The following is a 4,038-nucleotide window of genomic DNA, read 5'->3' as shown; positions in this document are numbered from 1 at the left end:
TCCGCCCGCGCGGCGTCCCGGCTGTCCGGTCCACCGCTGGGGCCGGGCCTGCTACCAGGCCGGTTGGGAGTGCTCACTTACGACTCCTTCGCTGCATCGTCTTCGGTGCCCAGAGCATCCGGTTCGATCTCGTCGGCGTTACGCGCGATCGCGAGCAGTGTGTCGCCTTCACCGAGATTCATCAACCGCACGCCCTTGGTCTGTCGGCCGGCCTTCCGAACCTGCTTGGCAGCGGTCCGGATCACGCCACCACTGGACGTGATGGCGTACAGCTCGTCCTCGTCGTCGACGATGAGAGCTCCCACCAGCGTGCCACGCTTCGGGTCGTACTGAATCGTCAGCACTCCCTTTCCGCCGCGGCCCTGCTGTGGGTAGTCCTCCATCGCGGTGCGCTTGGAGTAGCCACCCGACGTAGCGACCAGCAAGAACTTGTTCTCGCTGACGACGTTGAGCGAGAGCAACGCGTCCTCACCGTTGAAGCGCATGCCCTGCACACCGGAGGTGGCGCGGCCCATCGGACGCAGCACCTCGTCGGTGGCCGAGAACCGGATGGACTGACCCTGCGCCGAGACCAGAAGCAGATCGTCGTCCGAGGACGCGAGAACGGCCCCGACCAACTCGTCCTCACCGCGCAGGTTGACGGCCACGATGCCACCGCTGCGGTTGGAGTCGAAGTCGGTCAGACGTGACTTCTTGACCAGACCGCCCTTGGTGGCGAGCACCAGGTACGGCGCGTCCTCGTAGGTCTTGATCTGGATGACCTGGGCGATGCGCTCGTCCGGCTGGAAGGCGAGCAGGTTCGCGACGTGCTGACCGCGGGCGGTTCGGTTCGCCTCGGGCAGCTCGTAGGCCTTGGCCCGGTAGACGCGGCCCTTGGTGGTGAAGAACAGGATCCAGTCGTGCGTCGAGCAGACGAAGAACTTGCTGACGATGTCGTCCTGCTTGAGCCCCGCTCCCATCACGCCCTTGCCGCCGCGCTTCTGCGAACGGTAGAGGTCGGTTCTGGTGCGCTTGGCGTATCCGGTCTCGGTGATCGTGACGACCACGTTCTCCCGGGCGATCAGATCCTCGTCGTTGACGTCTCCGTCGGCGGCGATGATGCGCGTACGACGGTCGTCGCCGAACTTCTCGACGATCTCGGCGAGCTCGTCTCGCACGATCTGTCGCTGCCGCTCCGGCTTGGCCAGAATGTCCTGCAGGTCGGCAATGGTGCGCTCGAGTTCTGCCAACTCGTCGATGATCTTCTGACGCTCGAGGGCTGCGAGGCGTCGCAGCTGCATGTCGAGGATCGCCTGGGCCTGGATCTCGTCGATGTCGAGCAGGTCGATCAAGCCCTGCTTGGCGAGATCCACCGTCTGCGACGCACGGATGAGCGCGATGACCTCGTCCAACGCGTCGAGCGCCTTGACGAGTCCACGCAGAATGTGGGCCCGCTCCTCTGCTCTGCGCAGCCGGTACCGGGTACGTCGAACGATCACGTCGAGTTGGTGAGTGACGTAGAAGCGGATCATCTGGTCCAGGCGCAGCGTGCGCGGAACGCCGTCGACGATCGAGAGCATGTTCGCGCCGAAGCTCGTCTGCAGCTGCGAATGCTTGTAGAGGTTGTTGAGCACCACCTTCGCGACCGCGTCGCGCTTGATCGTGACGACGATGCGCATGCCGACGCGATCGGAGGACTCGTCGTCGATCTTGGAGATGCCCGAGAGCTTGCCGTCCCGAACCTGCTCGGCGATCGAGGTGATCAGGTTGTCCGGGTTGACCTGGTAGGCAGCTCGGTGATGACGATCGTGGTGCGGCCGTTGGAATCTTCTTCGATCTCGACGACGCCGCGCATGCGGATCGAGCCGCGGCCGGTGGAGTACGCATCCTGGATGCCCTGACCACCGACGATGAGTCCGTGCGTCGGGAAGTCGGGGCCCTTGACGCGTTCCATGCAGGCCGCGAGCGTTGCTTCTTCGTCGGCCTCGAAGTTGTCGAGGGCCCAGAACACCGCGTCGCCCAGTTCACGCAGGTTGTGCGGCGGGATGTTGGTGGCCATACCGACGGCGATGCCGTTGGAGCCGTTCATCAGCAGGTTCGGCACCCGCGACGGAAGTACCGTCGGTTCTTGGGTTTTGCCGTCGTAGTTGGGGATGAAGTCGACGGTTTCCTCGTCGATGTCGCGCAACATCTCCATCGCGAGCGGGGTCAGCCGAGCCTCGGTGTAACGCATGGCTGCGGCGCCATCGTTGCCGCGGGAGCCGAAGTTGCCCTGGCCGTCCACCAATGGGTATCGCATCGACCACGGCTGGGCCAGTCGCACCAGTGCGTCGTAGATCGAGGTGTCGCCGTGGGGGTGGTAGTTTCCCATCGTTTCGGCAACGGGGCGTGCGGATTTGACGTAGCTGCGGTCGGGGCGGAAGCCCGAGTCGTACATCGCGTACAGCACGCGGCGGTGCACCGGCTTGAGTCCGTCACGCACCTCGGGCAGTGCACGCCCGACGATGACGCTCATCGCGTAATCGATGTAGCTGCGCTGCATTTCCTGCTGGATGTCGACCGGATCGATCCGGTCGCCGCCCTCGGCGTTGGTGGTCGAACCCGGCGGGGGTCCTACCGGCGGTTCGGTGATGTCAGACATGCAAATCTCCTCGAGTAACGGTCACCTCCACGCACCGAGAGAACTCATCGGTGCGTGAAGGGAAGTGACTAAACGTCAAGAAAGCGAACATCTTTCGCGTTGCGGGCGATGAAGCTACGACGCGCGGAGACGTCCTCGCCCATCAGCACGCTGAACAGCTCGTCGGCGGCCGCCGCGTCGTCCAGCGTCACCAGACGCAGGACGCGGACCGACGGATCCATGGTGGTCTCCCACAGTTCCTTGGCGTTCATCTCGCCGAGGCCCTTGTAGCGCTGGACGCCGTCCTCGACGTTGATCTTGCGCTTGTTGGCGATGCCGGCCTCGAGCAGACCGTCGCGCTCGCGGTCGGAGTACGCGAAGTCCGGTTCGCCGCGGCTCCACTTCAGCTTGTACAGCGGCGGCATGGCGAGGTAGACGTGGCCGTGCTCGATCAGCGGTCGCATGAAGCGGAACAGCAGCGTCATCAGCAGGGTGGAGATGTGCTGGCCGTCGACGTCGGCGTCGGCCATCAGCACGATCTTGTGATAGCGGAGCTTGGTGATGTCGAACTCGTCGTGGATGCCGGTGCCGAAGGCGGTGATGATCGACTGGACCTCGTTGTTCTTGAGGACGCGGTCGATGCGAGCCTTCTCGACGTTGATGATCTTTCCGCGAAGCGGCAGGATCGCCTGGAACATCGAATCTCGTCCGGATTTGGCCGAGCCGCCTGCGGAGTCGCCCTCCACGATGTAGATCTCGGACTTGCTCGGATCGTTCGAGCGGCAGTCGGCGAGCTTGCCGGGAAGGCCACCGATATCGGTTGCGCTCTTGCGGCGCACCAACTCTCGCGCCTTACGTGCAGCCATTCGGGCCTGAGCGGAGGAGACCGCCTTGTTGATGATGGTCTTGGCGTCGGCCGGGTTCGATTCGAACCAGTGCGCCAGGTGCTCGTTGCATGCCTTCTGCACGAACGACCGAATCTCGGTGTTGCCGAGCTTGGTCTTGGTCTGCCCCTCGAACTGCGGCTCCCCGACCCGCACCGAGATGACTGCGGCCAAGCCCTCGCGGATGTCGTCGCCGGTGAGCTTGACGTCCTTTTCCTTGACCAACTTCTTCTCGATCGCGTACTTGTTCACCGTCGAGGTCAACGCGGTGCGGAAGCCCTCTTCGTGGGTACCGCCCTCGTGCGTGTTGATCGTGTTGGCGAAGGTGTGCACCGATTCGGAGTAACCGGCGTTCCACTGCATGGCGATCTCGACCTCGTGGCCCTCACCCTTGCCGGTGAAACCGACGACCGAATTGTGGATAGCGGTCTTGGTCCTGTTGATGTGCTTGACGAAGTCGACCAAGCCGTCGGGGTAGTGATAGGTCCGCTTGCGCACCTTGGCCGGCTTCGCGTTGGCCGCGTCGGCCTGCTCTTCCTCGGCGGTCTTGGGTGC

General features: G+C 64.0%; 1 protein-coding gene and 1 pseudogene. Both read right to left on the bottom strand.

Going from position 1 to position 4,038, the window contains the following annotated elements:
* Positions 1-77: 77 nt before the first annotated feature.
* Positions 78-2,620 (bottom strand): annotated as a pseudogene (gene gyrA, locus RHBS_RS25265) (DNA gyrase subunit A).
* Between the two features lie 68 nt (positions 2,621-2,688).
* A partial coding sequence (locus RHBS_RS25260) for a toprim domain-containing protein (RefSeq protein ID WP_128646791.1) occupies positions 2,689-4,038 on the bottom strand: 1,350 nt, incomplete at its 5' end.

The organism is Rhodococcus sp. BS-15, assembly GCF_000813105.1.
GTDB lineage: Bacteria > Actinomycetota > Actinomycetes > Mycobacteriales > Mycobacteriaceae > Rhodococcoides.
This window is presented reverse-complemented; position numbering and strand designations above follow the sequence as displayed.